Below are 4,286 nucleotides of genomic sequence, written 5' to 3' on the forward strand. Positions count from 1 at the left end.
GGCGGCCAGCCTTCGATCGTCAACAAGATCGAGTCGGTTGCCGGTGGCGACAACTTCGAGAAATTGACTCTGGGTGATAACACGGTCACCACGAGCGTGACCGATGAGCCGGGTACTGGTACTCCTGGCACCGACAACCAAGGCGACAAAGTCACCGTCACCATCGTCGGCAAAGGTGATGTCACCGAGGACCAGCAGCCTGCCTTCACCGTCAAAGTCAGCCAGAAACTGGACCATGACCTGACCGTCACCTTGTCGAATGGCGACAAGGTGGTCATCCCTGCCGGCCAGACCGAAGCCGAGTACAAGGCCAAGGCTCAAGGTGATGACGTCTTCAAGGACGGCGACACCCTGAGCCTTGGCATCACCGATGCTGCAGTCGACGGCAAAGCCTTTGAGAACCTTGAACTGGGTGGTAACGCCTCAGTTCAGATCACCGACACCATCAGCGAAGTCGTCGCGACGCTCACCGCCGACAAGACCACCGTCACCGAAGGCGGCCAGATCACCTACACCGTGACCCTGACCAATGCCCAGGGCCTGTCGGTCACCGGCCACAATGGCCTGACCTTCACCCTGACCGATGGCACCAAGGTGACCATTCCGGCCGGCAGCGCCAGCGGCACCTTCACCATCACCGCACCGGACGACGTGTTCGTCGGCGGCCAGCCTTCGATCGTCAACAAGATCGAAGGCGTTAGCGGCGCAGACAACTTCGAGAAACTGACCCTCGGCGATAACACGATCACCACGACCGTGACCGATGAGCCGGGTACCGGCACGCCAGGTACCGATAACCAGGGTGACAAGGTCACCGTCACCATCGTCGGCAAAGGCGATGTCACCGAAGACCAGCAGCCGGCCTTCACCGTCAAGGTCAGCCAGAAGCTCGATCACGACCTGACCGTGACCCTGTCCAATGGCGACAAGGTGGTGATCCCGGCCGGTCAGACCGAAGCCGAGTACAAGGCCAAGGCCCAAGGCGATGACGTCTTCAAGGACGGTGACACCCTGACCGTTGGCATCACCGATGCCGCGGTCGACGGTAAAGCCTTCGAGAACCTGGAACTGGGCGGCAATGCCTCGGTTCAGATCACCGACACCATCAGCGAAGTCGTCGCGACGCTCACCGCCGACAAGACCACCGTCACCGAAGGCGGCCAGATCACCTACACCGTGACCCTGACCAATGCCCAGGGCCTGCCGGTCAACGGCCACAACGGCCTGACCTTCACCCTGACCGATGGCACCAAAGTCACCATCCCGGCAGGCAATGCCAGCGGTACCTTCACTATCACCGCACCGGACGACGTGTTCGTCGGCGGCCAACCGTCGATCGTCAACAAGATCGAGTCGGTTGCCGGTGGCGACAACTTCGAGAAGCTGACCCTCGGCGACAACTCGGTCACCACCACCGTGACTGACGAGCCAGGTACCGGCACGCCAGGTACCGATAACCAAGGCGACAAGGTCACCGTGACCATCGTCGGCAAAGGCGATGTCACCGAAGACCAGCAGCCGGCCTTCACCGTCAAGGTCAGCCAGAAGCTCGACCATGACTTGACCGTTACCCTGTCGAATGGCGACAAAGTCGTTATTCCGGCCGGCCAGACCGAAGCCGAGTACAAGGCCAAGGCCCAAGGTGATGACGTCTTCAAGGACGGCGATACCCTGACTGTCGGCATCACCGATGCTGCGGTCGATGGCAAGGCCTTCGAGAACCTGGAACTGGGCGGTAATGCTTCCGTCCAGATCACCGACACCATCAGTGAAGTGGTCGCGACGCTCACCGCCGACAAGACCACCGTCACCGAAGGCGGCCAGATCACCTACACCGTGACCCTGACCAATGCCCAAGGGCTGCCGGTCAATGGCCACAATGGCCTGACCTTCACCTTGACCGATGGCACCAAGGTCACCATTCCGGCCGGCAGCGCCAGCGGTACCTTCACCATCACCGCTCCAGACGATGTCTTCGTGGGTGGACAACCGACCATCACCAACAAACTGGAAGGTGTCACCGGCGCCGACAACTTCGAAAAACTGACTCTGGGTCAGGACGAAGTGAAGACCTCTGTCACCGACGAGCCGGGTACCGGCACTCCGGGCACCGACAACCAAGGCGACAAGGTCATCGTCACCATCGTCGGCAAGGGCGATGTCACCGAAGACCAGCAGCCGGCCTTCACCGTCAAGGTCAGCCAGAAGCTCGACCATGACTTGACCGTGACCCTGTCCAATGGCGACAAAGTCGTTATTCCGGCCGGCCAGACCGAAGCCGAGTACAAGGCCAAGGCCCAGGGCGACGACGTGTTCAAGGACGGCGATACCCTGACTGTCGGCATCACCGATGCTGCGGTCGATGGCAAAGCCTTCGAGAACCTTGAGCTGGGCGGCAACGCCTCGGTGCAGATCACCGACACCGTCAGTGAAGTCGTCGCGACCCTGACCGCCGACAAGACCACCGTCACCGAAGGCGGCCAGATCACTTACACCGTGACCCTGACCAATGCCCAAGGTCTGCCGGTCAACGGCCACAATGGCCTGACCTTCACCCTGACCGACGGCACCAAGGTCACCATCCCGGCCGGTAGCGCCAGTGGCACCTTCACCATTACCGCTCCGGACGACGTGTTCGTCGGCGGCCAGCCTTCGATCGTCAACAAGATCGAATCGGTTGCTGGTGGCGACAACTTCGAGAAATTGACTCTGGGTGATAACACGGTCACCACGAGCGTGACCGATGAGCCAGGCACCGGCACGCCGGGCACCGATAACCAGGGCGACAAGGTCACCGTCACCATCGTAGGCAAAGGCGATGTCACCGAAGACCAGCAGCCGGCCTTCACGGTCAAGGTCAGCCAGAAGCTCGACCACGACCTGACCGTGACCCTGTCGAATGGCGACAAAGTCGTCATTCCGGCCGGCCAGACCGAAGCAGAGTACAAGGCCAAGGCCCAGGGCGACGACGTGTTCAAGGACGGCGATACCCTGACCGTCGGTATCACCGATGCCGCCGTCGATGGCAAGGCCTTCGAGAATCTGGAAGTGGGTGGCAACGCCTCGGTGCAGATCACCGACACCATCAGTGAAGTCATCGCGACCCTGACCGCCGACAAGACCACCGTCACCGAAGGCGGCCAGATTACCTACACCGTGACCCTGACCAACGCCCAGGGTCTGTCGGTCACCGGCCATAACGGCCTGACCTTCACCCTGACCGATGGCACCAAAGTCACCGTTCCGGCCGGCAGCGCCAGCGGTACCTTCACCATCACCGCCCCGAGCGACGTATTCGTCGGCGGCCAGCCCTCGATTGTGAACAAGCTCGAAGGTGTCAACGGCGCGGACAACTTCGAGAAGCTGACGCTCGGCAAAGAGACACTCACCACCACCGTCACTGATGATCCGGATACCGGCAACAAGGTATCCGTCACCATCGTCAGCAACGGCGATGTCACCGAAGACCTGCCACCGTCCTTTACCGTCAAGGTCAACCAGAAGCTGGACCAGGACCTCACCGTCACCCTGAGCAATGGCGCCAAGGTGGTGATTCCGGCTGGCCAGACCCAGGTCGAGTACAAGGCGGATGCCCAGGGCGATGACGTCTTCAAGGATGGCAGCTCGCTGACTGTCGGCATCACTGATGCAGTCGTTGATGGCAAGACCTTCGAGAACCTCGAACTGGGTGGCAATGCCACCGTACAGATCACTGATACGGTCAGCGAAGTTGTCGCAACCCTCACCGCCGACAAGACCACCGTCTCCGAAGGCGGCCAGATCACTTACACCGTGACCCTGACCAATGCCCAAGGGCTGCCGGTCAATGGCCACAATGGCCTGACCTTCACCCTGACCGACGGCACCAAGGTCACGATTCCAGCTGGCAGCGCTAGCGGGACCTTCACCATCACGGCTCCGGACGACGTGTTCGTGGGTGGTCAACCGACCATCACCAACAAGCTGGAAGGCGTCACCGGCGCCGATAACTTCGAAAAACTGACCCTGGGTCAGGACGAAGTGAAGACCTCCGTCACTGACGAGCCAGGCACCGGCACGCCAGGTACCGATAACCAGGGCGACAAGGTCACCGTCACCATCGTCGGCAAGGGCGATGTCACCGAAGACCAGCAGCCAGCCTTCACCGTCAAGGTCAGCCAGAAACTGGACCATGACCTGACCGTCACCTTGTCGAATGGCGACAAGGTGGTCATCCCTGCCGGCCAGACCGAAGCCGAGTACAAGGCCAAGGCTCAAGGTGATGACGTCTTCAAGGACGGCGACAC

1 protein-coding gene is annotated in these 4,286 nt (G+C 61.0%); it reads left to right on the forward strand.

The features are described 5' to 3' along the window. Positions 1 to 4,286: immunoglobulin-like domain-containing protein (locus ABZO33_RS26685; RefSeq protein ID WP_414538488.1), on the forward strand; the 4,286-nt coding region annotated here is incomplete at both ends.

Source organism: Pseudomonas sp. CAM1A, assembly GCF_047501685.1.
GTDB lineage: Bacteria > Pseudomonadota > Gammaproteobacteria > Pseudomonadales > Pseudomonadaceae > Aquipseudomonas.